This window comes from Pseudomonas sp. MYb327 (genome assembly GCF_040438925.1).
GTDB lineage: Bacteria > Pseudomonadota > Gammaproteobacteria > Pseudomonadales > Pseudomonadaceae > Aquipseudomonas.
This window is the reverse complement of record NZ_CP159258.1, coordinates 2,394,823-2,417,638: the sequence shown is the minus strand read 5'-3', so window position 1 is coordinate 2,417,638 and position 22,816 is coordinate 2,394,823. Positions and strand designations below refer to the sequence as shown.

The 22,816-nt window shown below is 60.0% G+C and carries 20 protein-coding genes and 1 pseudogene; 13 read left to right on the top strand and 8 right to left on the bottom strand.

Features of this window, described 5'->3' with window-relative positions:
- Position 1: 1 nt before the first annotated feature.
- From ABVN21_RS10795 to ABVN21_RS10785, 3 genes and pseudogenes are all read left to right on the top strand, one after another.
- Complete coding sequence (locus ABVN21_RS10795) at positions 2 to 1,072, top strand: 4-oxalomesaconate tautomerase (protein WP_339552071.1); 1,071 nt, start codon at positions 2 to 4, stop codon at positions 1,070 to 1,072.
- A gap of 63 nt (positions 1,073 to 1,135) precedes the next feature.
- Positions 1,136 to 2,355, top strand: a pseudogene (locus ABVN21_RS10790) (helix-turn-helix domain-containing protein).
- A gap of 36 nt (positions 2,356 to 2,391) precedes the next feature.
- Entirely contained in the window at positions 2,392 to 3,024 is a 633-nt protein-coding gene (locus ABVN21_RS10785) for a glutamine cyclotransferase (RefSeq protein WP_339552070.1), read from the top strand.
- 62 nt (positions 3,025 to 3,086) lie between these two features.
- On the opposite strand, the gene ABVN21_RS10780 is transcribed toward ABVN21_RS10785, so the two are convergent.
- Positions 3,087 to 4,424 (bottom strand): 2-hydroxycarboxylate transporter family protein, encoded by a 1,338-nt coding sequence (locus ABVN21_RS10780; protein WP_339552069.1) that lies wholly within the window; start codon positions 4,422 to 4,424, stop codon positions 3,087 to 3,089.
- Between the two features lie 129 nt (positions 4,425 to 4,553).
- Here ABVN21_RS10780 and ABVN21_RS10775 point away from each other — a divergent pair, with 129 nt between their 5' ends.
- Complete coding sequence (locus ABVN21_RS10775) at positions 4,554 to 5,471, top strand: LysR substrate-binding domain-containing protein (RefSeq protein WP_339552068.1); 918 nt, start codon at positions 4,554 to 4,556, stop codon at positions 5,469 to 5,471.
- Positions 5,472 to 5,510: 39 nt separating this feature from the next.
- Here the strand turns inward: ABVN21_RS10775 and leuD are convergent, their stop codons facing one another.
- Positions 5,511 to 6,119: a 3-isopropylmalate dehydratase small subunit gene (leuD, locus tag ABVN21_RS10770; protein ID WP_339552067.1), complete on the bottom strand. Its 609-nt coding sequence runs from the start codon at positions 6,117 to 6,119 to the stop codon at positions 5,511 to 5,513.
- Between the two features lie 3 nt (positions 6,120 to 6,122).
- A complete protein-coding gene (gene leuC / locus ABVN21_RS10765) occupies positions 6,123 to 7,544 on the bottom strand; it encodes a 3-isopropylmalate dehydratase large subunit (RefSeq protein WP_339552066.1) in 1,422 nt (473 codons plus the stop codon).
- Positions 7,545 to 7,790: 246 nt separating this feature from the next.
- Between leuC and ABVN21_RS10760 the strand changes: the two genes are divergently transcribed.
- On the top strand, positions 7,791 to 8,498 hold the full coding sequence (locus ABVN21_RS10760) for a TetR/AcrR family transcriptional regulator (RefSeq protein WP_339552065.1): 708 nt from the start codon (positions 7,791 to 7,793) through the stop codon (positions 8,496 to 8,498).
- Positions 8,488 to 9,264 carry a pyrroline-5-carboxylate reductase dimerization domain-containing protein gene (locus ABVN21_RS10755; RefSeq protein ID WP_339552064.1) on the top strand — a complete coding sequence of 259 codons (777 nt, stop codon included), beginning with the start codon at positions 8,488 to 8,490 and terminating at the stop codon, positions 9,262 to 9,264. Before ABVN21_RS10760 ends, ABVN21_RS10755 begins: the two co-directional genes overlap by 11 nt.
- Positions 9,265 to 9,331: 67 nt before the next feature.
- Here the strand turns inward: ABVN21_RS10755 and ABVN21_RS10750 are convergent, their stop codons facing one another.
- On the bottom strand, positions 9,332 to 11,368 hold the full coding sequence (locus ABVN21_RS10750; RefSeq protein ID WP_339552063.1) for an NADH:flavin oxidoreductase: 2,037 nt from the start codon (positions 11,366 to 11,368) through the stop codon (positions 9,332 to 9,334).
- Between the two features lie 253 nt (positions 11,369 to 11,621).
- Between ABVN21_RS10750 and ABVN21_RS10745 the strand changes: the two genes are divergently transcribed.
- Together ABVN21_RS10745 and ABVN21_RS10740 are read left to right on the top strand one after the other, a co-directional pair.
- Positions 11,622 to 12,530, top strand: a complete 909-nt coding sequence (locus ABVN21_RS10745; protein WP_339552062.1) for a glycine betaine ABC transporter substrate-binding protein — start codon at positions 11,622 to 11,624, stop codon at positions 12,528 to 12,530.
- Positions 12,531 to 12,650: 120 nt separating this feature from the next.
- Entirely contained in the window at positions 12,651 to 13,100 is a 450-nt protein-coding gene (locus ABVN21_RS10740; protein WP_353637237.1) for a hypothetical protein, read from the top strand.
- Here ABVN21_RS10740 and ABVN21_RS10735 read toward each other — a convergent pair.
- Both ABVN21_RS10735 and ABVN21_RS10730 read right to left on the bottom strand, forming a co-directional pair.
- Positions 13,070 to 13,930, bottom strand: a complete 861-nt coding sequence (locus tag ABVN21_RS10735; RefSeq protein WP_339552061.1) for a CAP domain-containing protein — start codon at positions 13,928 to 13,930, stop codon at positions 13,070 to 13,072. The two genes, ABVN21_RS10740 and ABVN21_RS10735, sit on opposite strands and share 31 nt — an antisense overlap.
- Before the next feature lie 180 nt (positions 13,931 to 14,110).
- Positions 14,111 to 15,013: a LysR substrate-binding domain-containing protein gene (locus ABVN21_RS10730; protein WP_339552060.1), complete on the bottom strand. Its 903-nt coding sequence runs from the start codon at positions 15,011 to 15,013 to the stop codon at positions 14,111 to 14,113.
- Between the two features lie 118 nt (positions 15,014 to 15,131).
- Here ABVN21_RS10730 and ABVN21_RS10725 point away from each other — a divergent pair, with 118 nt between their 5' ends.
- Both ABVN21_RS10725 and ABVN21_RS10720 read left to right on the top strand, forming a co-directional pair.
- A complete protein-coding gene (locus tag ABVN21_RS10725; protein WP_339552059.1) occupies positions 15,132 to 16,523 on the top strand; it encodes an MFS transporter in 1,392 nt (463 codons plus the stop codon).
- Positions 16,520 to 17,794: a glucarate dehydratase family protein gene (locus tag ABVN21_RS10720; RefSeq protein WP_339552058.1), complete on the top strand. Its 1,275-nt coding sequence runs from the start codon at positions 16,520 to 16,522 to the stop codon at positions 17,792 to 17,794. Before ABVN21_RS10725 ends, ABVN21_RS10720 begins: the two co-directional genes overlap by 4 nt.
- A gap of 118 nt (positions 17,795 to 17,912) precedes the next feature.
- Here ABVN21_RS10720 and ABVN21_RS10715 read toward each other — a convergent pair whose 3' ends face one another.
- A complete protein-coding gene (locus ABVN21_RS10715; RefSeq protein ID WP_339552057.1) occupies positions 17,913 to 18,701 on the bottom strand; it encodes a hypothetical protein in 789 nt (262 codons plus the stop codon).
- 52 nt (positions 18,702 to 18,753) lie between these two features.
- On the opposite strand from ABVN21_RS10715, the gene ABVN21_RS10710 reads away from it, so the two are divergent.
- From ABVN21_RS10710 to ABVN21_RS10700, 3 genes are all read left to right on the top strand, one after another.
- The gene (locus ABVN21_RS10710) at positions 18,754 to 20,031 is read left to right on the top strand and encodes an MFS transporter (RefSeq protein ID WP_339552056.1); all 1,278 of its coding nucleotides are present in this window, start codon (positions 18,754 to 18,756) and stop codon (positions 20,029 to 20,031) included.
- Entirely contained in the window at positions 20,028 to 20,972 is a 945-nt protein-coding gene (locus ABVN21_RS10705) for an aldo/keto reductase (RefSeq protein ID WP_339552055.1), read from the top strand. Before ABVN21_RS10710 ends, ABVN21_RS10705 begins: the two co-directional genes overlap by 4 nt.
- 154 nt (positions 20,973 to 21,126) lie before the next feature.
- Positions 21,127 to 21,780 carry a peroxiredoxin gene (locus tag ABVN21_RS10700; RefSeq protein WP_339552054.1) on the top strand — a complete coding sequence of 218 codons (654 nt, stop codon included), beginning with the start codon at positions 21,127 to 21,129 and terminating at the stop codon, positions 21,778 to 21,780.
- 115 nt (positions 21,781 to 21,895) lie between these two features.
- Here ABVN21_RS10700 and yghX read toward each other — a convergent pair whose 3' ends face one another.
- Positions 21,896 to 22,783: a YghX family hydrolase gene (gene yghX / locus ABVN21_RS10695; RefSeq protein WP_339552053.1), complete on the bottom strand. Its 888-nt coding sequence runs from the start codon at positions 22,781 to 22,783 to the stop codon at positions 21,896 to 21,898.
- Between the last annotated feature and the right edge of the window lie 33 nt (positions 22,784 to 22,816).

The window sequence follows — 22,816 nt, the reverse complement described above, 5'->3', positions numbered from 1 at the left end:
CATGGGCCAGACACGCATTCCTTGCCTGCTGATGCGCGGCGGAACGTCGAAAGGCGCTTACTTCCTGGCCGGTGATTTACCCGAGCAGCAGGCGCTTCGCGACCGTGTTTTGCTGGCCGTCATGGGTTCGCCGGATGCGCGACAGATAGACGGCATTGGTGGCGGCGATTCGCTGACCAGCAAAGTGGCAATCATCAAGCCTTCGACCCGCGCTGAAGCCGATGTCGATTACCTGTTTGCCCAAGTACTGGTCGACGAACCGCGTGTCGATTACGGCCAGAACTGCGGCAACATCCTTGCCGGTGTCGGACCGTTCGCCATTGAGCGCGGGTTGGTGGCGGTAAAGGGTGACCTAACGCCGGTGCGGATTTTCATGGAAAACACCGGGCAGATTGCGATTGCGCATGTGCCCACGCCGAATGGCTCTGTCAGCTATGCGGGTGAGGCGCGGATCGACGGGGTGCCGGGTTACGCGGCACCGTTGATCGTCGAGTTCGAGGATGTCGCCGGCTCCAGTTGCGGCGCATTGTTGCCGACCGGCAATGCTGTCGATGTATTCGATGGAGTTGAAGTCACTTGCGTCGATAACGGCATGCCGGTGGTGCTGATCCGCGCTGAAGACTTGGGACTCAGTGGCTATGAGAGCCCGGAGCAACTGGATGCGAATGCGCCGTTAAAGGCGCGGGTCGAGACGATCCGTCTTCAGGCCGGCCCGCGCATGAACCTGGGTGACGTTAGCCAGCGCAACGTGCCGAAAATGTGCCTGGTTGCGGCGGCACGAGTGGGCGGGGCAATCAGCACCCGCACCTTCATTCCCCATCGATGCCACATCAGTATCGGCGTATTTGGCGCGGTCAGTGTCGCCGTTGCGTGCCTGATCGAAGGCAGTGTGCCGGCGGGGCTGGCCCGTATCGCCGAGGGCGACGTGAAGCAGCTTTCAGTCGAACACCCGACGGGCGAATTCACTGTCGAGCTGCGTTTGCAACACGGCGAATTGGTGGGTTGCGGGCTGATGCGTACCGCAAGATTGCTGTTTGATGGAAGCGTGTGTGTGCCGGCTACGCTCTACTGAGGTGTGAGATAGACTCATCACGGGGCTTATCACGGCAGGAGTGACACACGTGGCAAGACGGCAATGGACTCGCTGATCACAGCCGCAGCGCATGCGCTGGCGGTGGGCGATCCGCTCGGTGCGCTGAACCGGATCGCGTTGCGCGAGGATGCGCCAGCGCTGGCACTGCGTGGTATCGCCATGGCGCAACTGGGTGATCTGGCGCGGGCCAAAGCGCTGGTGCGAAGGGCAGCGCGGGCCTTTGGTCCGAAAGAAACGGTGGCGCGGGCACGCTGCATCGTCGCCGAAGCCGAGATTGCACTGGCTTCGCGAGATCTGGGCTGGCCGGTCAAGGCTCTTGAAGCGGCGTGGGTCACGCTGCATGCCCACGGCGATCTGATCAATGCCGCCCACGCGCGATATCTGGGCATCCGTCGTTTGTTGCTGATCGGGCGGCTCGATCAAGCCCAGGAGCAACTCGAACAACTGGATCCGGCCAAGTTACCGCCACCCTTGCGGGCGACCCATGAGCTGGTGGTGGCGGGAATCGCGATGCGGCATCTGCAATCCCAAACTGCACGGGCCGCACTCGCCAGGGCTGAACTCGCCGCGCAACTTGCGGGTATCCCTGCGCTGACGGCAGAAGTCGCAAGTGCGGCGACGATCCTCAACAGCCCCGCCGCATACCAAATCGTCGGTGGCGAACAACGACCCCTGTTACTCGATGAAGTGGAAGCGCTGCTGACGTCGACAGCGCTGGTAATAGACGCTTGCCGCTCTGTGGTGCGTGGCGCGGGCATGTCGGTTTCCCTGTCCAAACGGCCCGTCCTGTTTACCCTCGTACGTACGCTGGCCGAAGTCTGGCCGGGCGATGTGCCCCGGGAAACACTCATCGCCCGGGCCTTTCGCTTGAAACTCAGTGATGAATCCCATCGCGCCCGGCTGCGGGTTGAGATCGGACGATTGCGCGCCGCGTTGAAACCCTTGGCTACGGTGACCGCAACCCGGCGCGGATTGCCCTGATCGCACAAGTTTCGCCTGACGTGGTGTTGTTGACGCCTCCGGTCGAAGAAAAATATGCAGCGCTGTTCGCCTTGCTCGGTGACGGTGAATCCTGGTCCAGCTCGGCCCTGGCGCTGGCCCTCGATACCAGCCAGCGTACCGTGCAACGGGCTCTCGATAATCTGACGGCGGCAGGTAAGGTGCAGTCGTTTGGTCTGGGCCGGGCGCGACGCTGGACAACGCCGCCAGTGCCCGGTTTCGCGACGACCTTGTTACTCCCGGTTCCGCTGCCCGGTGGCTAGGATGAACGCCACCAACCCCTTTCGAGGAACACCAAGATGAAGCAGTCAGCCGCCGAAATCCTCCGTGAATATGGTCCTTTTGAAGGTGTCGACACCGTGCACGGCCTGACCTGGGACGGTCAGCAGGTGTGGTTTGCCAGTGGCGAAAAACTTAATGCCCTGGACCCTGAAAGTGGAAAGACCTTGCGCTCGATAGACGTCGTCGCCCATGCCGGCACCGCTTTCGATGGTGAGCACTTGTTCCAGATCGCCGAGGACCGCATCCAGAAAATCGACCCTCGCACCGGCCAGATACTCAGCACCATCCCGGCCCCCGGTGGCGGCAATGACTCAGGGCTGACCTGGGCCGAGGGCACGCTCTGGGTGGGGCAGTATCGCGAGCGCAAAATCCATCAGATCGATCCCGAGAGCGGGGCCATCCTGCGCACCATTGAATCCAACCGCTTCGTCACCGGCGTCACCTGGGTTGAAGGCGCGTTGTGGCATGGAACGTGGGAAGGCGAAGAGAGCGAATTGCGCCGCATCGATTCGAAGAACGGCGAAGTGCTGGAAAGCCTCAAGCTGCCAACTGGTATTGGTGTTTCGGGACTTGAGTCCGATGGCGGCGAGCGGTTTTTTTGCGGCGGGGGGTCGAGCGGGAAGGTGAGGGTGGTGCGACGGCCTTCTTGATACCGCCGCCTAAGAAGTACGGGCTTGATGAGCCAGTGAATCATCATCAAGCCCGTCCAGACTCAAGCAAAAAAACCCAACAACACCGTCGCCAAAATCACCGTAGACGCCCCGCCAATCCGGGTAGAGATCTGTGCAAATGGCATCAACGACATCCGGTTCGCCGCCGACAGGATCGCCACATCGCCGGTCCCGCCCAGACCACTATGGCAGCAGGTCACGATGGCCGATTCGATCGGGTACATCTTCATCAGGTTGCCGATGAAGAAACCGGCCACGGTCATCGATACCACGACCGACACGCAGACCAGCACATAACCCACCGAGAACACTTTGACCACGCTGTCCAGCGGCACATAGAGCATGCCGAGGCCGATCATGACGGGCCAGATGAACGCGGCGGACACCAGTTTGTAGAAGGTGTTGGCGCCTTTCTCGAGTTTTTCCGGCAGGACGCGAGCGTACTTAAACAGTACGGCGGCGAGGATCATCATCACCGGGCCGGGAATGCCGACGACTTTTTCCAACAAACCACCGAGCACGAAGAAGGCGCAGATCACCAGCACGCCCGCGCCCATGACGCGGAAGTCAACGGTGGAGCTAGTGTCTTCCTTGACCTGGAATTTGTCATTTTCATCCTTGGCACGAATCAGTGCGCCCTCGCCGTTGATGTTTGGGCGCTTCAACGCCAGGCGAGCCAGGTAGCCGGCGCAAATAATCGCGGCGATGTTGCCAACTACGGCGGCCGGGGCCAGTTGGGCGACGTAGATATCAGGCGTGCCGCCGAGGATCGCTGAATAGGCCAGGGACAAAGGGAGGATGCCTTCGCCAATCCCGCCGCCAATGATCGGCACGATGATAAAGAAGAAGGTGTGGTAGAAGCTGTAGCCGACCAGTTTGCCGACGATCAGCCCACTTGCAACGGCGGCGAGTGTGCCCACCAGCAGCGGTATGAACATGCGCAACATGCCCTGAACCAGAATGAAGCGGCTCATCCCGAGAATGCTGCCGACTACCAGGCTGGCGATCACGAAGTACAGGAAGTTGGCTTCTTTCATCAGCATTTTGGTCGCGTCAATCGTCGCCGGCCCGAAGAAGCCGTAGAACACCAGCACCGAGGGCAACATCAAGCACAGAATGGCGCCGCCGCCGATTTCCTTGAGGATCGGCAAGCGTGAACCCAGTTGGCCGAAAAACACGCCCATGGTCATGATCACAGCCAGTCCGCCGATCATGTTTTTGGGCAGGAAACCCAGGTGGGCCGAGAGGTAAACAATCAGGGCGATGCCGAGGAATATCGGCAGCGGAATGACACCAATTTCATAAGTGCGCAGGCGTTGCAGAAACCCGATATCAGGGGTGTCTTCTATTTTCAGGGGTTGCTCATAGGGCTTGTTCATGTCGCTATTTCCTCATGTTTGTTTTTATCGAGGATTCAGGAACTACGGCTAACCGGGCTTGGGTTGTCACTCGGTATATCGATGGTATCCTTCGCAAATCGCGTGATAAACACTGGAAGTATGAGGCGTATGAACACGAATCGTGATCAATTTCCCTTGCCCGAAGACCTCAAGGTTTTTCTAACCGTCGTTCGAAAAAACGGCTTCGCCAGCGCTGCGGAAGAGCTGGGGTATTCGCCGGCCTACATCAGCAAACGCATCTCGGTGCTGGAAACGACGCTCTCGACACGGCTGTTGCACCGCACCACACGACGCATCGCGTTGACCGATGACGGCGAGCGGGTGCGGGTGTGGGCGGAAAAGTTGTTGGGGGATTTCGATGATTTTGTCGGGGAAATTTCCGAGGCGCGGCAGCAGCCCATGGGCTCATTGCACATTTGCAGCAGCTTCGGTTTCGGGCGTAACCATGTCGCGCCGGCGATCTGCAAACTGTCGCAGACCTACCCGAAACTGGAGATTCGACTGGACGTGTTTGATCGCGTGGTCGACATCGTCGGGGAAGGTTTCGACTTGGAGATCCGCGTCGGTGATGACCTGCCGGGCCAGCATCTGGGCCGCAAACTGGTGAGCAACCGGCGCGTGCTGTGTGCGACACCGGAGTACCTGGAACGGCGCGGCATGCCCCGTTCGCTGGAGGACTTGAAAGACCACGACTGCCTGGTGCTGAAGGAGCGCAATAACGCTTTCGGTGTTTGGAACCTGAGCAAGGACGGGCAGGAGGAATCTGTTCGGGTCAGCGGCCCGTTGTCATCCAACAGCGGCGAAATTGTCTTGGAGTGGGCCTTGAGCGGTGGCGGGATTTTGCTGCGCTCGATGTGGGATGTCCGGCCCATGCTTGAACAAGGGCGACTGGTGCAGGTGCTGCACGACTACACCCAGAGCGCCAACGTCTGGGCGGTGTATCCGACGCGGCTTAGCCAGTCGGCAAAGTTACGGGTCTGCGTTGAGTTTCTGGAAGAGTACTTTCGCGATTTGTCGGTTGAGTAAAGCCTTGGCGGGTTGATCCAACGCCAAGGCATTTTTCCGTCAGTTCAGCCAGGGATTCTCCGCGAGGTGCCGCGCTTCGAAGCTGCGGATCTGTTCGGCACGTTGCAGCGTCGTGCCAATCGCATCGAGCCCCAGCAATAGCGATTGCTTGCGCAGTTGATCGATCTCGAACGGGATCACGTCGCCATCACCCAATTCGATGGTTTGCTCCGGCAGATTCACGCTGATCCGCGCAGTTTCCGGGACACTGATCACCGCTGCAATCTGCTTCAACTGGGGCTCGGAAAGCTGAATCGCCAACACCCCGTTACGCTGGCAGTTGTCGTAGAAAATCCCGGCGAAGCTGGTGCCGAGCAGTGCTCGGATGCCCACTTGCTTCAAGCCCCAAACGGCATGCTCGCGGCTTGATCCGCAGCCAAAGTTCGGGCCCACCACCAAAAATGCAGCGTCGTTCCAGGCTGGTTGATTAAGGATGAACTCAGGATTGGGCTCTCCGGATTCGAGAAAGCGCAGATCGAAGAACAGCCCCCGATCCAGTCCCTTGCGATCAATACCCTTGAGAAACTGCTTGGGCATGATCACATCAGTGTCGATGTTGGACGCCAGGAGAGGTGCGGCACTGCCGCTGACCGTAGTGAAAGGTTGCATGGCTCAAGCCTCCAGGGCGAATGAACGAACGTCGGTCAGATGCCCGCTGATCGCGGCAGCAGCGACCATCGCCGGGCTCATCAAATGGGTGCGCGCGCCGGCGCCCTGACGACCTTCGAAGTTGCGATTGGTGCTCGATGCACAGCGATCCCCCGGCGCGAGGACATCGTCGTTCATGGCCAGGCACATCGAGCAGCCCGATTGCCGCCACTCAAAACCGGCATCCAGGAAAATCTGCGCCAGTCCTTCGTCTTCGGCCTGGTTACGCACCAGGGTCGAGCCGGGAACAATCATCGCCCGCACATGCGCAGCGACGCGCTTGCCGCGTACCACGCGGGCGACGTCACGCAGGTCTTCGATGCGGGCGTTGGTGCAGGAACCAATGAAGGCATGACTGATTACCACATCGCTGAGCGGCATGCCGGGTGCCAGGCCCATGTAGTCGAGGGCGCGTTGCATGCCCTGACGCAGAATCAGGTCAGGCTGGGTGGCCGGGTCCGGCACATGGCTGCCGACCGGCGCGGCCTGATCTGGGCTCGTGCCCCAGGTGACCATGGGTTCCAGGGCATCGACATCGAGCGTGACTTCGCGATCGAAGAGGGCGCCTTCGTCGCTTTTCAGGGTTTTCCATTGAGCGACTGCCTGCTCCCACCGTTCACCTTTGGGCGCACGTGGTTTGCTTTGCAGGTAGGCAAACACCTTTTCATCCGGCGCCATGAAGGCACCCCGTGCGCCCGCTTCAACAGCCATGTTGCAGATGGTCATCCGCGCCTCGACGCTGAGGGCTGTGATCGCCGGGCCGGCAAACTCAATGGCATAACCGGTGGCGCCCGATGCACCGATTTTCTCGATCAACGCCATGATGATGTCCTTGGACGTCACGCCACTGCCGAGCACGCCGTTTACAGTCACGCGCAGGGTCTTCAGACGTTTGTAGACCAGGGTTTGCGACGCCAGCAGGTGCTCGATTTCCGAGGTGCCGATACCGAAACCAAAAGCACCTAATGCACCGTAGGTGGTGGTGTGACTGTCACCGGCCGCAACCACCATGCCAGGCAGGATGAAACCCTGCTCGGGGGCCACGACGTGTTCGATGCCCTGGCGTTTATCCAGGACATCGAACAACTCGATGCCGAAATCGCGGCAGTTTTCTTCGAAGTAGGAGACCTGACGCGCACCACCGGCATCCGGCATTGTGGCGATGCGTGTCGGGGACGTCGGATTCACATGGTCGACCACGGCCAGCGTTGCACTCGGGCGCCAGGCTTTGCGCCCGGCCTCGCGCATGCCACTAAAGGCCTGGGGGCTGGTGTATTCGTTGGCGACCTGGCGGTCGATGTACAACAGCACATGACCCTGACCGTCGAGCGCGCAAACGGTGTGGCTGTCGATGTGTTTCTGGTAGAGCGTTCTGGGGCTGTTCATGGGGTGGGCTCTTATTGGTCTTGTGCGAGATCACGGATGCAACGTGCTGACAGCATATTCGTCGCCAATCCTGCATCAAGAGTCGATAAGTGAATGCTTTGCGCACGTATTGTGAATAATCAAAGTGCCCTATACGACACGCCCTAAACACCCATCTTCAAAATGTACGGCGATGTACAGCGCGTGTACGCAATAGACTGGCCGGTGTACAGTTAAGCAAATTTACCGACACAGGCAGACCCGCACATGTCACAGACAGGAAGGGCGAAAACCAAGGCGCAAGATGCAGGGTGGCGAGGCTCGGTCGACGTCTGGCTGGATGCCGCTTACGACGCGCTGAAGGAGTCCGGCGTCGATGCGGTGCGGGTGATGCCGTTGGCCAAACGCTTGAACTTGTCCCGCACCAGTTTTTATTGGTTCTATGAAGACCGCGAGCAGCTGCTCGCGGCACTACTGGCCCGCTGGAAGGACAAGAACAGCGGCGGCCTGGTGGGCCAGTGCGACAGTTATGCAGAAAGCATTTCCGAGGCGATTCTCAACGTATTCGAGTGTTGGCTTAACCCGGAACTGTTCGACTCGCAATTCGAATTTGCCGTGCGCAGCTGGGCGCTGCAATCAGATGAGGTGGCCGCTGAAATCGCGCTAGCCGATGAGGCGCGCATCAATGCTCTGGCCGCCATGTTCCGCCGGTTCGGCTACGAAGCCGAGGCCGCCGACGCGCGGGCCAGGACGATCTACCTCACGCAGATCGGTTATATCTCGATGAAAACCACGGAGGACGTCGTGGTCCGTTTCCGGCGCATCCCGCAGTACGTGACAATATTTACCGGCAAGGCACCGAAGCGGCGTGAGCTGGATCGTTTCTTCGGCAAGTTCGGTTATGCGGAAAAAGAGCCCGGGATTTTCGGTCCGTTGGTTGAAACCGTCGACGAGTCGCCGTCCGATGAACAGTAAAACCCTGGGCATCATTGGCGGCACTGGCTGGCTGGGCCGCGCAATCGCCGAAGCGCTTCTGGAGAGCGGTTTCATTCAGCCTGCGGGACTGCTGGTCTCCAATCGCTCGGGCCGTAGCACGTTGCCAGCGGACGTGCGGGTTCTGGCGGATAACCAGCCGTTGGTGGCGCTCAGTGATGTGGTGATGCTGTCGATCCGGCCGGAACAGTTTCGTGAGCTGCAGATAGACGCCAGCGGCAAACAGGTGATTTCCCTGATGGCCGGGATCCCGGCGGCGACCATCAGCGCGGCCACCGGTGCACACGTGGTGGTGCGGGCCATGCCGAATGCCGCCGTCGACATCAGGCAGTCGTACACGCCGTGGTACAGCGCCGGCAATCTTGGCGAGCCGGACCGCCAGTGGGTGCAGCGGTTGTTCGAATGTGTGGGCTCGGCGGATGAAGTGCCGAACGAAGACAACATTGATTACCTCAGTGCGCTCTCCGGCACCGGGCCGGCGCTCCCCGCGTTACTGCACCGTGCGCTGGCCAGTCAGGCGGTGGCGGCGGGCATTCCCTATGAAATTGCACAGCGTGCTGCGCGCGGCGTGGTGGTGGGAGGCGGGCAGTTGTTGGCCGGTCGCGATCCGGAACAAATGATTGAAGCATTGATGGCGTACCGCGGCGTGACGGCGGCGGTGTTGCAGTCGATGACCGATCAGGACTTCGACGCCATCGTCGGACGGGCATTGCTGGCGGGCGCGGAGATTGCGCGACGCGGTATGTAGCAAATTCCTAAAACTGCTTTTGTGGCGAGGGCGCAAGCTCCCTCGCCACTATCTGCATGGTGTCAGATCAGAGATCTTTCACCAGCCGCAACGCATCGTAGATCGCCGCGTGGGTGTTACGCGCGGCCACGGCATCTCCAATCCTGAACAGCTGGAATTGCCCTTGAGGGTTGGTGACGATGTTTTGCGCCTTGCCCGCGATGAGGTCGTGTTGCTCCACCGCACCGCCGTTGCTCGAATGCGGGCGCAGGTCGAAGTACAGATCGTCCAGGGGCAGGGTGCCGTGGTTGACCACGACCTGATCGACAACCCGCTGCTTGTTGACCTTGCCATAGTCGCTGCCGAAGGTCGCAACCAATCGGCCATCCTGCTTTTCGACCTTCTCGACGCGGTAGGTGACGGTGAAGGTGACGTCCAGGTCCTGCAAACTGCGCATGTACGGCACCAGATTCATGGCCATGACTTCCGGGGCAAAGGCGCGGTCAGGGGTGACGATTTCCACCGTCGCGCCGCTTTTGGCGATGACCTCGGCAGCCTGCAACGCGGCATGGTCGCCAGCATCGTCGAAGATCAACACATGACGACCGGGCTTGATGTCCCCGGAAATGATGTCCCACGTCGACACCACGAGCTCGTTGCCCTGAGTCATCACCTCGGTGTCGGGCAGGCCACCGGTGGCGACGATCACCACGTCCGGCTCATGGGCCAGCACGGTGTCGGCTTCGGCCCATGTGTTGAAGTGAAACTTGACGCCCATGCGCTCGCACTGGGCCATTCGCCAATCGATGATGCTGATCATCTCGCGGCGCCGTTCGTTTTGCGCGGTCAACCTGATCTGGCCGCCCGGACGATCAGCCGCCTCGAGTACGGTCACGTCATGGCCACGTTCGCCAGCGACGCGTGCTGCTTCCAGTCCCGCCGGGCCGCTGCCGATGACCAGAACCTTGCGCTTGACCACCGCCCGGGGAATCTCATGGGGCATGGTGGTTTCCCGGCCGGTCGCCGCATTGTGAATGCAATAGGCCGCGCCGCCCTGATAGATACGATCCAGACAGTAGTTGGCCCCTACGCATGGACGAATGTCTTCTTCACGCTTTTCGATGATCTTGCGCACGATGTGCGGGTCGGTCATGTGCGCGCGGGTCATGCCGACCATGTCGACCTTGCCCGAGGCGATGGCGTAGCGCGCGGTAGCCACGTCCGGAATCTTCGCGGCATGGAAGGTCGGGAACCCGGTGGCCGAACGAATTTCCCCGGCGAAGTCCAGGTGCGGCGAGTTGCGCATGCCCTGGATCGGGATGACATCGGTCAGGCCTGCATCGGTGTCGATGTGGCCGCGCACCACGTTGAGGAAATCCACCAGCCCGCTGTCCTTGAGCATGTGCGAAACCTGCATGCCTTCGCTTGCATTGAAGCCACCGGGTAATTGCTCATCGCCGGTGTAGCGCACGCCGAGCAGGAAGTCTTCACCAACGCGCTGGCGAATGCCCCGCAGGATTTCGAAGGTAAAACGCATGCGGTTTTCCAGCGAGCCGCCGTAGGGGCCGTCGAGTTCGTTGGTCAACGGCGACCAGAACTGGTCCATCAAATGCCCGTAGGCCTGCAGCTCCAGGCCGTCCATACCGGCCGCCTTCATGCGCTCGGCCGCGTCCACGTAATCCTTGATGATTCGCTCGATGTCCCACTCTTCCATCTTCTTCGGGAAGGAGCGATGCGCGGCTTCGCGGTGGTGGGAGGGCGACACTACCGGTAGCCAATCGGCTTTGTCCCAGCGCGTGCGACGGCCCAGGTGGGTCAACTGGATCATCACTGCCGCACCGTGCTCATGACATTCGTCGGTCAGATCCTTGAGCCATCCGACCACCTCGTCCTTATACGCCAGCACGTTGTTGAACACCGGCGGACTGTCCCGAGAAACGGCTGCGGAGCCAGCGGTCATGGTCAGGGCCACACCGGCCTTGGCCCGTTCCACGTGATAGGCGCGATACAAATCCTTGGGCATGCCGTCCTCCGGATAGGCCGGTTCGTGCGAGGTGGTGATGATGCGGTTTCTAAGGGTCAGGTGCTTGATTTTGTATGGCTGCAGCAACGGATCGCTGGACATGGCGGTGCGCTCCAAAAGTGGGCTTCATCAGGCTCGGCGACTTGAAATTAGGATAACTGTACAGGTGTGTCAATGGCTTGTGACACGGGTGTACATTTTGCTTGCGCAGGGCAAACGTCGTGGATAAGATCGGCGCATAAGGAGAAGGGATCGGCGCAACCGACCCGCCGCGCAAGGCTGCATTTTTCACGACCGTAAGGCCGTTCAAATTAAGACAAACCTGCCAATAACAACCAAAACAGGAAAATGCTTGATGAACGTTCATTCGCCGTATCGAAAAAGAATCTGTGCCGGATTGCTTGGCGTGGCACTCGCCGCCGGCGCCGGGCTGACTCAAGCCGCAGAACCGAAGCCCGTACGCATTGGCTGGGTCAACTGGTCGGATACCGAGATCACCGTAAAACTGGCTACCACGGCGTTGCAGGACCACCTCAAGCAACCGGTGAAACTGGTCATGGCCGACATCGGCATCCAGTTCCAGGCGTTGGCCAACGGCAACATCGACTTGATTCCGATGGTCTGGCTGCCGAGCACTCACAAGGCGTTCTACGACAAGTACAAGGACAGGCTCGAAGACCTCGGCGTGCTCTATGAAGGGCGGATCGGCATGGCTGTGCCAACGTCCGTGCCCGAGAGTGAAGTGTCCAGCGTGGAGGACTTGAACAAGCCTGAAGTCAGGGAAAAACTCGACGGCAAGATCCTTACCTCAGAGGTGGGCAACGGCCAGTACAAGCTCACCGAAAAGGCCATCCAGGAATACAAGCTCGACGGCTACAAACTGGTGGCCTCCTCCGAGTCAGGCATGCTCAACGAGCTGGATCGCAATCTGAAACGTGACAAATGGTCGTTGGTCAACGCCTGGAGCCCGCACTGGATGTTCTCCAAGTGGTCGCTGCGATACCTGGATGACCCGAAGCAAATATTTGGCGGCGCCGAACAGATTCACGCCATGGCTCGCAAAGGTTTCAGCCAGGAATATCCGGAAGTGGCGTACTTCTTCGCTCATTACTCCATTCCCCGGGCCGACCTCGAAGCGCTGATGATGCAGGCGCGGCAGAGCTCTTCCGACAAGGTGGTAGCCGACTACTATGCCGCCAACAAAACTCGTTTCGAAGCGATGTTCGACAACAGCGAGCAGAGGGTCAGCAGTCGGCAGCCTTGAAGTCGCCTTCGGGATTTGGGATGGACGCAAAACCTGTGGGAGCCCGGCTTGTCGGCGATAGCGATTTTACGGGCGCCATCGCCAGCAAGCCGGCTCCTACGGATGGGTGGCGTGTTCCGGATGTTGCTATTGACGCAAAACCTGTGGGAGCCCGGCTTGCCGGCGATGGCGATTTTACGGGCGCCATCGCCAGCAAGCCGGCTCCTACGGATGGGTGGCGTGTTCCGGATGTTGGGATGGACGCAATACCTGTGGGAGCCCGGCTTGCCGGCGATGGCGATTTTACGGGCGCCATCGCCAGCAAGCCGGCTCCTACGGATGGGTGGCGTGTTCCGGATGTTGGTATTGACGCAAAACCTGTGGGAGCCCGGCTTGTCGGCGATGGCGATTTTACGGGCGCCATCGCCAGCAAGCCGGCTCCTACGGATGGGTGGCGTGTTCCGTATTTTGGGATGGACGCAAAACCTGTGGGAGCCCGGCTTGCCGGCGATGGCGATTTCATGGGCGCCTTCGCAGACAAGTCAGGCTCCTGCAACCCGCTACTTCGCACCGAACAACATCGTCCAGTAAACGCCTTCATCGCTGCGTGCGTCCGTCGCATAGCCAGCACCTACTTGGGTGAACATTGGGTTCATCAAATTCGCGCAATGCCCTGGGCTGGCGAGCCAACCGGCCATTGCCTTGCTCGGTGATCCCTGACCAGCGGCGATGTTTTCGCCTATCTGGCGGCCCCGGAAACCAGCGGCTCTCGCCCGGTCGGCGGCAGTATCACCGTCGGGGTCCTGATGCGCGAAGTAATTGCCGTAGGCCATGGCTTTGCTGTGCCCTTGCGCCGCAGCCCCGAGGCTGGCATTCCACGCCAATGGCCTGGCGGCGGCGAAACGCTGGCGACCGCAGAGACGTGACTTGGAGCGGGCAGCGTTGACTTGAGCCAGCAAGTCCTTGCTCACGGATCGCGTGTCACTCATTTGCCTGTCTAGCACCGGCCGCGCCAGCACCACTTGCCACTCACCACGGCTGCGACTGACACCGATGTCGGCGTACTGACTGTCCAGCAGTGCCGCGCAATGGTCGCTTTGTATTTGATCGAACGCTTCTTCGGCATCCTGCGCACCGACCACGCGGATCGTCCGAACCGTCACTGCCTGATAGCCGTTCGCTTTCAACCGGTCGCGCAATCCGCCGCCGTAGCCGATTGGCAAGGCCAGGTTCGAGTTCAATGCCAGCGGCGCCAAACGCTGGGCGGGACGTCGCTCGCAGCGTTGCGGATGAGCACGGTAATCATTGATCGCTTCCACCAATTGCCGCTCCGCACTGGCGTGGGCGGGGCTGGCGATCAGGGGAAGCAAGGTAAACAGGCACAGCGAAGTGAAGCGCAAGGCGAGGGCGGTTTGGCGCATGGGGCGGACAGCTCTGATGAGATGACGACGATTAGGGAGAGAAATTGGCGCCGATCTAAGACTGGCGCCTTCAGACAAGGTTCGCGGGTGAGGAAGGTATATTTACTGGCAGGCCGGACCGGTTTCGGATGTAGGTGAATTCCCGGACCAACGGTATTTTCCTGTGGTAAGTCATCAGCCTTAGCTACCCCAACCCTCCCGCACCGCCCGCCGAATCGCCTCCAACAACATCGCAAATGCCGGGTTGTCGTTGTTCTCGCGCCAGATCAAATGCAATTCACTCTGCACGCCTTCGCCCAGATCGATATCGCGAAACACCACATTCTTGAACACCACACTGGTGGCGCAACGGGGCACCAGGGCCAGGCCCATTCCGGCGTTGACCAGCGCCAGAATCGTCAAGGACGAACCCAGCCATTGCACGTAATCCGGAGCAACCCGTGCCGAGCGCAGCATGCCCGTCAGCAGTTCGTTGAACGGTGGATAGGCCGCGTGGGAGTACATCAAGAAAGGTTGGGCATCGAGGTCGTTGACCGACACGGTTTCAGCCATGGCCAAGCGGTGGCCGCTGGGCACCGCCAACACGAACGGTTCGCGCACCAGGCACTCGGTGGAATAACCGGGCTCCAGCAACGGTGCGCGGGCGATACCCAGGTCGATGCGGCGTGCACGCAGGGCTTCGTGCTGTTGGTAGGTGTTCATTTCCGACAGGTCGATTTTGACATGGGGCTGCTTGTGCCGTGCTTCGGCAATGACTTTGGGCAGGAACTCATAGACCGCGCTGCCGACGAAGCTGATGTTGACCGAACCGATATCGCCTTCGGCGAAACGCCGTGCGGTCACCGCGGCTTGCTGGGCGCGCTCCAGCAGATTCTGCGCTTCGATGAAAAACGCCCGGCCGGCGGCGGTGAGGGCGACGCTGCGAGTGCTGCGAGTGAACAGTTCTACGCCCAAGTGGTGTTCCAGCAGTTGAATCTGCCGACTCAGCGGCGGTTGCGTCATGTTCAGGCGTTCGGCAGCACGCCGAAAATTCAATTCTGTCGCCACCGTGGTGAAGCAGCGCAATTGGGTCAGTTCGAACATTGATCTAATCCAGGTATCAATCGAATGCCAACTTAGATTAGACGGGATCAATGACCGCGTCCATGATCGGACCAGGCCAAAAACTATCCCTAAAAAAACAATGAGCGGGAGTCGCCCCTTGAAAACCCTCCAGTGTCCACCTGACCCGAATGTGCTCGCCCGCGCAGCAGCCAAGGTGAAGCGTCATGTGCTGCCGCTGTTCGTGGTGATGTTCATCGTTAACTACATCGATCGGGTCAACATTGGCTTCGTGCGCAGTCACATGGAAACAGACCTCGGCATCGGCGCGGCCGCCTATGGCCTTGGCGCCGGATTGTTCTTCGTCGGTTACGCAATCTTCGAAGTACCGTCCAACATGCTGCTGCAACGCTACGGGGCACGTGCCTGGCTGACACGCATCATGTTCACTTGGGGCGCCGCCGCGATGGCGATGGCCTTTGTGCGCGGGGAAACCAGCTTCTATGTACTGCGCTTCATTCTCGGCGCCGCCGAAGCCGGGTTTTTCCCCGGGATCATTTACTACTTCACCCAATGGCTGCCATCGACCGAACGAGGCAAGGCCATGGCGATTTTCCTCAGCGGCTCTGCTATTGCTTCGGTGATTTCCGGTCCGGTGTCCGGTGCCTTGCTCAACGTCAGCGGCCTGAGCTTGCATGGCTGGCAGTGGATGTTCCTGATCGAAGGTTTCGCCTCCATCGTGCTCTGTGGCTTCGTGTGGTTCTGGCTGCAGTCTCACCCGCGTGAGGCGAAGTGGCTGAGCGAAGAAGAGAAGACCGCGCTGATTGGTGCCATTGCCGAGGAACAACAAGCCCGTGAAGCGGCGCAGACGGTCAAACCGTCAATGTTCAAATTGCTGGCTGACCGGCAGATCGCGCTGTTCTGTTTCATCTATTTCTCCATCGCCCTGACCATCTACGGCGCCACGTTCTGGCTGCCGAGCATGATCAAGAAAATGGGCAACCTCGGCGACTTCCAGGTCGGCCTGTTCAACTCGATTCCGTGGATCATTTCCATCGTCGCGATGTATGGCTTCGCCGCGATGGCCAGCAAGTGGAAATACCAGCAGGCGTGGGTCGCGGTGACGCTGGTGATCGCTTCGTTCGGCATGTTCATGTCCACCACCGGCGGGCCGATTTTTGCCTTCGTCGCCATCTGTTTCGCCGCCATCGGTTTCAAGGCTGCCTCGGCGCTGTTCTGGCCAATTCCGCAAGGCTACCTGGACGCACGCATCGCGGCGGCAGTGATTGCCTTGATCAACTCCATCGGCAACCTCGGCGGGTTTGTCGCCCCCACGGCGTTCGGGTTCCTGGAGCAGACCACCGGCTCCATCGAAGGCGGTTTGTATGGCCTGGCAGCCACTTCATTGGTTGCGGCCATCGTGATCTTCTTCGCCCGCACCGCACCTCGGGGGAGCCCCCGCAGCGTGTTGAGCAATGCACCGATCGACGATGCAGCCGTTAAAAAAACACTCACAGTCCTGAAATCCAATTCAACGGGAGCAGCCTCTTGAAAATCAAACGAGTCACCGTCACCCCGATTGCCTTCCGTGATCCGCCATTGCTCAACGCCAGCGGTATACACGAACCCTTCGCGCTGCGTTCGATCATCGAGATTGAAAGCGACAATGGCTACATCGGTTTGGGTGAAAGTTACGGCGACGCACCGGCGCTGGCGATCCAGCAGCAACTTCAAACGCAACTGATCGGCCTCGACCCGTTCAACCTCAATCAACTGCGCGCAATCGTGCAGGCGACGGTAGCGGCGAACAAACCGGCAAGCATCGCCGGTGCGGAATTGGCACCCGGTTCCCACGCCAGCAAAGCGGTGAGCAATGCCTATTCGGCCTTCGAGGTGGCGTTTCTCGATCTGCAAGCGCACTACCTGAACGTGCCCCTGGTGGACCTGTTGGGCGGGGCGATTCGTGACGAGATTCCGTTCAGCGCCTATCTGTTTTTCAAATACGCGCAACACGTCGATTCCCCTTACAAACCGGACAATTGGGGCGAAGCCCTGAATGAGGAGCAGATCGTCGCCCAGGCGCGGCGGATGATTGAGGCTTACGGTTTCAAGAGCATCAAACTCAAAGCCGGGACGCTGCCACCGGAACATGAGGTGTCGTGCATCAAGGCACTGAAAAAAGCCTTCCCGGGTTATCCGTTGCGCATTGATCCGAATGGCAACTGGTCCCTGGAAACCTCGATTCGCATGGCCGAATTGCTCGGCGACGACTTGCAGTATTACGAGGACCCGACGCCGGGCCTTGAGGGCATGGCCGAACTGCACAAGCGCACCGGGTTGCCGCTGGCCACCAACATGGTGGTGACCGACTTCGATGAGTTCCGCCGCAGCGTGGCGCAAAACAGCGTGCAGATCGTGCTCGCCGATCACCACTATTGGGGCGGTCTGCGCGACACCCAGGCCCTGGCAAAGATGTGCGACACCTTCGGTCTCGGCGTGTCCATGCACTCCAATTCGCACTTGGGCATCAGCCTGATGGCCATGGCCCATGTCGCCGCCTCGGTGCCCAATCTCGATTACGCCTGCGACACCCATTACCCGTGGCAGGAACCGGATGAAGAGGTGATCAAGGGTGGCAAGCTGGCGATCATCGATGGCTGCGTCAAGATTACCCGTGCACCCGGGCTGGGCCTGGAGCTGGATCACGATCAACTGGGCAAGCTGCACGATCAATACCTGACCTGCGGCATCCGACAACGGGACGATGTGAAGCAGATGCAGCGCTACAAACCGGACTGGAAAGCGCTCAAGCCGCGTTTCTAACCAGCCCCCGATCAACTGTAGGAGCAAGCTTGCCAGCGATGAGGCCCGCACAGTCGACATCCCGGGTGATTGACGCACCGCCATCGCTGGCAAGCCAGCTCCTACAGGTCGGAATGGTTCATAGCCCATCCCCCAACGCCCTGAGGTATTCAGGGCTATCGCTGATCGAATTGTGCCCCGTGCCGGAAATCACCTGCAGCGTCGCCACTCCCTTGGTGAAATGGCTGTAGAGCCGCCGGGTGCTTGAACCGGGAATCACTTCGTCATGCTCGGCGGCGATCAGGTGCGTCGGCACCGTGATGTGTTCTGCATAGCGCCAGGATTCGAATTTGTCCTTCAACAACCACTTCACCGGAAACCAGCGAAACTGGCGGGCCGCGAGCTCTTCCAGACTGTTGTAAGGCGTGATCAGCAGCAATTTCGCCGCTGGTCGGTAACTGGCCAGGCGCACCGCGACACCGGAACCCAGGCTGCGGCCGACCACGGCAATGTGCGGATGATCGGCGTAGACCTTATCGAACAGGCTCATGGCATCGCGGGCGATGGCTTCCTCCGAGGGAGAGCCGGTGCTGCCGCCGTAACCTCGGTAATGCAGCAAATACAGCGCATGGTCGGGGAACGCCCGGGCGAATTCCGGCAGGCTGCGCGACACGTCCTCGGCATTACCGCCAAAATAAATCAGTGCTTTCGGTCCATCATGCGGCCTGACGGACACCATTACCTGTGCATCGTCAACCGGCAGTGTGAGCAACGTGTCAGCACTGTCGATGGCGCGGGGCTGCGGGTAATAGATGAGGGCGCGCTGAAACACCAACAGTGCAACGCAGAGCGCCAGGTACACCGCTGCGGGAATGACGATGAGTAACACCAGGGTTCGAGACATTCGGCTAACGTTAGTGGGCGGCATTGACGGCTCCGGGGTGCTGTCAGAGTGTAGCTGGCGGTAAAGGAGGGCACCGATGCCCAACATGCCTCAATGGCTCGACGTACGGCCAAGTGAAAGAGCGGCGCTGGTGCTGGGGTTCGCCTTCCATTTCTGCGTGCTTGCCAGCTATTACCTGGTGCGACCGTTGCGCGATGCCTTGGGTCTTGAAGGCGGCGCGGACAAGTTGCAATGGCTATTCACCGCCACGTTCTTGGTGATGCTGCTGATGGTTCCGGTGTTTGGTGCGTTGGCATCGCGACTGCCCGCCAAGCGGTTCGTGCCGTTGATCTATCGGGTGATCGCCGTGTCGATGCTGGTATTCGGCCTGTTGATCGCCAATCACATCGCACCGGTAATGGTCGGGCGGTTTTTTTTCGTCTGGATCAGCATCTACAACCTGTTCATCGTCTCGATCTTCTGGAGCGTGCTGGTTGACCGTTTCTCCAACGAGCAAGGGCGGCGCTTGTTCGGCTGCATTGCCGCGGGCGGCACCCTCGGCACGTTCATCGGGCCGCTGCTGGCAGCGACCATGGCCACCCGTCTGGGCCCGCTGGCGTTGACCGTCGCGGCGGCGCTGCTCCTGGAAGTCGCCGTGCGCTGCTATCGAGCCTTGTTATCCAGGACACATTCACAGTCCGGTAATCCGCTACTCGACGAACGGCGCATGGGCGGCAGCATACTCGGCGGAATCACCCTGATCCTGCGCTCGCCGTACCTGTTGGGGCTGGTGCTGTTCATGCTGATGCACAGCAGCGCGGCGACCTTGTTGTATTTCGAGCAAGGACGAATTGTGGCTGGCAGCTACGCTGATGTAGGCAGCAGGACGCAATTCTTCGCCATCGTCGATTTGACCGTGTCGGTGCTGACCTTGTCCTTCCAGCTGCTGCTGACGGCGCCGCTGATCCGTTGGGTCGGCATCGGCGGGGCGCTGGCAGCGTTGCCGCTGGCGACGATCATGGCTTTTGCCGCCATGGCATTGGCGCCCGTTCCGACAACGGTGGCGCTGGCGCAGGGGCTGCGTCGTGCCGTCGAGTTCGCCATCGTCCGACCGGCGCGGGAAGTGTTGTGGACGGTGGTGAGCCGCGAGGAGAAGTACAAGGCCAAGAATGTGATCGAGACCCTGGTCTATCGCGGCGGCGATGCCGCCAGTGGCTGGTTGGCCGCCGGTTTGACGGCGCTGGGTACGGGATTCGGTCTGGTGGCGGTGGTGATCGTGCCGTTCGCCGGTTTGTGGGGCGGACTATGCCTGTGGCTGGCCAGGCAGCAGGCGCGACGTGCCGAGCCTGCACATCCCGGGAGGGAGATTCCATGAGCGACCCTGACGGTTACACCCGCAGGAAAATACTCACGCTGGCTGCCGGTGTTTCGGCGGTCTTCACGTTTGGTCCGGCCGGGGCGCAAACCACGTCGACGACCGAAACAGGAGGCAAGACCATGCAGACCCGCGCTATTCCATCCAGCAAAGAGCTACTGCCCATTGTCGGGTTGGGCACCTATCGCGGTTTTGATGTAGCGCCTTCGGATCCCGCCTACAGAGAATTGCCCGCGGTACTGCATGCGTTGTTCGAAAAGGGTGGAACGGTGGTTGATAGCTCGCCGATGTATGGGCGCGCCGAACAGACCACGGGCGAACTGCTGTCGATCCATGAGCCGCGCTCGCCGGCGTTCCTGGCCACCAAAGTCTGGACCCGTGGCCGAGAAGAAGGCATCGCGCAAATGGAGCAGTCGTTCAAGCTGTTGCAAACCGACCGCATCGACTTGATGCAGATTCACAATCTGCTGGACTGGCAAATCCATCTGCCAACCTTGCGGCATTGGAAGGAAGCAGGGCGCATTCGCTACATCGGCATCACCCATTACACCTCGTCGGCCTACGAAGAAGTGGAGGCCGTACTGAAAGCCGAGCCGCTGGATTTTCTGCAAATCAACTATGCCCTGGATGATCGCGCTGTCGAGAAACGCATCCTGCCTCTGTGCCGCGAGAACGGCGTGGCGGTGATCTGTAATCGGCCCTTCGGGGGCGGCGGCCTGATTGGCCGACTCAAAGGTAAACCGTTGCCCGGCTGGGCTGCGGAAGTCGGGGCCAAGAGCTGGCCACAACTGGCGCTCAAATTCTTGCTGTCGAATTCAGCGGTAACCTGCGTCATCCCGGGCACCGGAAACCCGCGATACATGACGGAAAACGCGGGTGCCGGTTTCGGCCCGATGCTCACCGACGCCCATCGCCACCAACTGATTGCGTTGGTGGAATAGCGCTGAAACAAGGGATTACACCGTGAATGTCATGGTTTGCGGCGTGCCTTGGAACCTCTCCTATACTGTTTCGCGTCAACAGATTCCTCATTCCGTTGGAACTGCAGTCGGCACCCTGACGGCGTCCCTGTCCATCACTGCAAGGAGATCAAAGATGTCTATCCGTATTGGCGACGAAGCACCGGATTTCACCGCCGAAACCACCGAAGGCAAGCTCAACTTCCACGAATGGATCGGCAACGGCTGGGCCATCCTGTTTTCCCATCCGAAGGATTTCACGCCCGTTTGCACCACAGAACTGGGTTATCTGGCCAAACTCAAACCGGAATTCGACAAGCGCAACACCAAGGTCCTAGGGCTGAGCATCGATCCGGTCAGCGACCACAACAAGTGGGTCGGTGACATTGAGGAAACCCAGGGCGCCGCCGTCAACTATCCACTGATTGGCGACGAAAACCTTGTGGTGGCCAAGCTCTACGACATGATCCACCCCAATGCCAGCGGCGGATCGCGCACTGCCGTGGACAACGCCACCGTGCGTTCGGTGTTCATTGTCGGCCCGGACAAGAAGGTCAAGGCGATGCTGATCTACCCCATGAGCGCCGGGCGCAATTTCGATGAAGTGCTGCGACTGCTGGATTCGCTGCAACTCAATGCCAAACACACTGTGGCTACCCCGGTGAACTGGCGTCCGGGGGAAGACGTGATCATTCCAACGTCGGTGTCGGACGAGGATGCGAAGAAGAAATATCCGGATGGCTTCAAGACGTTGAAGCCGTATCTGCGCACTGTGGCACAACCTAAGTAGGGCGATAACCTTGAAATAGCCATCGCGAGCAGGCTCGCCCACAGTGGATCTTTAGTAAATGTGGGAGCGAGCCTGCTCGCGATGAGGCCAGCCCTGCTGGCCGGTTGACCATCGATCAAACCAAATACTTGCGAAACCACCCCAAGGTCCGATCCCAGGCCAGGTTCGCCGCCGCATCGTCATAACGCGGCGTCGAATCATTGTGGAAACCATGATTGGCCCCTGGGTAAATGAAGGCTTCATAAGTCTTGCCTTCGGCTTTCAAGGCTTTCTCATACGCTGGCCAGCCTTCGTTGATGCGCGTATCCAGTTCGCCGTAGTGCAGCATCACCGGCGCCTTGATGCGGGCGACGTCTTTGGTTTCCGGCTGACGGCCGTAGAAGGACACGGCAGCGCCCAGTTCCGGATAAGCCACCGCCGCCGCATTGGTGACGCCGCCGCCGTAGCAGAACCCGGTGATACCGACTTTGCCACTGCCGGCGTCATGTTTCATCAGCCATTCAATGGCAGCGAAAAAGTCGTTCATGAGCTTTTCGGGATCGACCTTCGCCTGTAGTTCCCGGCCCTTGTCGTCGTTGCCGGGATAGCCCCCTAGCGAGGTTAACCCATCCGGGGCGAGGGCAATGAAACCGGCCTTGGCCAAACGCCGCGCGACGTCCTCGATGTAGGGATTGAGCCCGCGATTTTCGTGCACGACCACTACAGCCGGTACCTTGCCGGTGACTTTGGCCGGGCGAACCAGATAAGCACGGACCTGCCCGTGGCCCTTGGGCGAGGGGTAGGTGATGTACTCGGCGATGATGTCCGGGTCGGTGAACTCGACCTGCTCGGCAAGTGCGTAATTCGGGCTCAAGGACGCCAGCAGCGCACTGGCGGTCAAACCGCCGAGGGTGAACAACGCCGCACGGTCGAGAAACTCCCGCCGGTTGATCAGGCCGTGGGCGTAATAGTCGTAGAGTTCCAGCAGTTGCGGGGCAAAGTCTTTCGCAGTGAGACGGCTCATCTGTGCGCTTCCTCTTCGACGGGTGAACGCAAT

Excerpts from the sequence above, each read along its gene's own strand:
- ABVN21_RS10750 (WP_339552063.1), bottom strand. The coding sequence starts at position 11,368 with ATGTCCAGCGATCCGTTGCTGCAGCCATACAAAATCAAGCACCTGACC.
- yghX (WP_339552053.1), bottom strand. The coding sequence starts at position 22,783 with ATGAGCCGTCTCACTGCGAAAGACTTTGCCCCGCAACTGCTGGAACTC.
- ABVN21_RS10740 (WP_353637237.1), top strand. The coding sequence starts at position 12,651 with ATGTTGCTATTGACGCAAAACCTGTGGGAGCCCGGCTTGCCGGCGATG.
- ABVN21_RS10795 (WP_339552071.1), top strand. The coding sequence starts at position 2 with ATGGGCCAGACACGCATTCCTTGCCTGCTGATGCGCGGCGGAACGTCG.
- ABVN21_RS10755 (WP_339552064.1), top strand. The coding sequence starts at position 8,488 with ATGAACAGTAAAACCCTGGGCATCATTGGCGGCACTGGCTGGCTGGGC.
- ABVN21_RS10730 (WP_339552060.1), bottom strand. The coding sequence starts at position 15,013 with ATGTTCGAACTGACCCAATTGCGCTGCTTCACCACGGTGGCGACAGAA.
- ABVN21_RS10735 (WP_339552061.1), bottom strand. The coding sequence starts at position 13,930 with ATGCGCCAAACCGCCCTCGCCTTGCGCTTCACTTCGCTGTGCCTGTTT.
- ABVN21_RS10745 (WP_339552062.1), top strand. The coding sequence starts at position 11,622 with ATGAACGTTCATTCGCCGTATCGAAAAAGAATCTGTGCCGGATTGCTT.
- ABVN21_RS10775 (WP_339552068.1), top strand. The coding sequence starts at position 4,554 with ATGAACACGAATCGTGATCAATTTCCCTTGCCCGAAGACCTCAAGGTT.
- leuD (WP_339552067.1), bottom strand. The coding sequence starts at position 6,119 with ATGCAACCTTTCACTACGGTCAGCGGCAGTGCCGCACCTCTCCTGGCG.
- ABVN21_RS10780 (WP_339552069.1), bottom strand. The coding sequence starts at position 4,424 with ATGAACAAGCCCTATGAGCAACCCCTGAAAATAGAAGACACCCCTGAT.
- ABVN21_RS10700 (WP_339552054.1), top strand. The coding sequence starts at position 21,127 with ATGTCTATCCGTATTGGCGACGAAGCACCGGATTTCACCGCCGAAACC.
- ABVN21_RS10705 (WP_339552055.1), top strand. The coding sequence starts at position 20,028 with ATGAGCGACCCTGACGGTTACACCCGCAGGAAAATACTCACGCTGGCT.
- ABVN21_RS10760 (WP_339552065.1), top strand. The coding sequence starts at position 7,791 with ATGTCACAGACAGGAAGGGCGAAAACCAAGGCGCAAGATGCAGGGTGG.
- leuC (WP_339552066.1), bottom strand. The coding sequence starts at position 7,544 with ATGAACAGCCCCAGAACGCTCTACCAGAAACACATCGACAGCCACACC.
- ABVN21_RS10710 (WP_339552056.1), top strand. The coding sequence starts at position 18,754 with ATGCCCAACATGCCTCAATGGCTCGACGTACGGCCAAGTGAAAGAGCG.
- ABVN21_RS10715 (WP_339552057.1), bottom strand. The coding sequence starts at position 18,701 with ATGCCGCCCACTAACGTTAGCCGAATGTCTCGAACCCTGGTGTTACTC.
- ABVN21_RS10785 (WP_339552070.1), top strand. The coding sequence starts at position 2,392 with ATGAAGCAGTCAGCCGCCGAAATCCTCCGTGAATATGGTCCTTTTGAA.